The following is a 622-nucleotide window of genomic DNA, read 5'->3' as shown; positions in this document are numbered from 1 at the left end:
GTATTATTCTGACCAGACCCAGTAACATTAGCCACATTACTTATATTTCCAGTACCATTCAACTGAACAATTAAGCTAATAATATAAGAATCACCATTCAAAATACTTGCAATAGTCCAATTAACAGTTTGACCTACACGAGTAGGAGATCCATTGGCACTGACAAAGATCAATCTAGTATCTAAAACATCAGTAATATTCACATTAGTCGCAGTATCAGGACCATGATTAGTTACATTAATAGTATACTCAACCAAAGCACCATTCAAAACAACACCAGACACATTCACAGTCTTAACAATACTCAAATTAATACTCTCAGTAACATTCAAAGTACTATTATTATCACCACTACTATTATTACCAGTATTATTCTGATCAGACCCAGTAACATTAGCCACATTACTTATATTTCCAGTACCATTCAACTGAACAATTAAGCTAATAATATAAGAATCACCATTTAAGATGCTTGCAATAGTCCAATTAACAGTTTGACCTACACGAGTAGGAGATCCATTGGCACTGACAAAGATCAATCTAGTATCTAAAACATCAGTAATATTCACATTAGTCGCAGTATCAGGACCATGATTAGTTACATTAATAGTATACTCAACCA

Annotated in this window: 1 protein-coding gene; it reads right to left on the bottom strand. The window is 33.1% G+C overall.

Annotation, left to right across the window (positions count from 1 at the left end; genetic code table 11):
• Positions 1-622: DUF11 domain-containing protein (locus tag MBCUR_RS03445; protein ID WP_157077644.1), on the bottom strand; the 622-nt coding region annotated here is incomplete at both ends.

This window comes from Methanobrevibacter curvatus, assembly GCF_001639295.1.
GTDB classification, from domain to species: Archaea; Methanobacteriota; Methanobacteria; order Methanobacteriales; family Methanobacteriaceae; genus Methanoflexus; species Methanoflexus curvatus.
The sequence above is the reverse complement of the archived record's forward strand: the minus strand, read 5'-3'. Positions and strand labels throughout refer to the sequence as shown.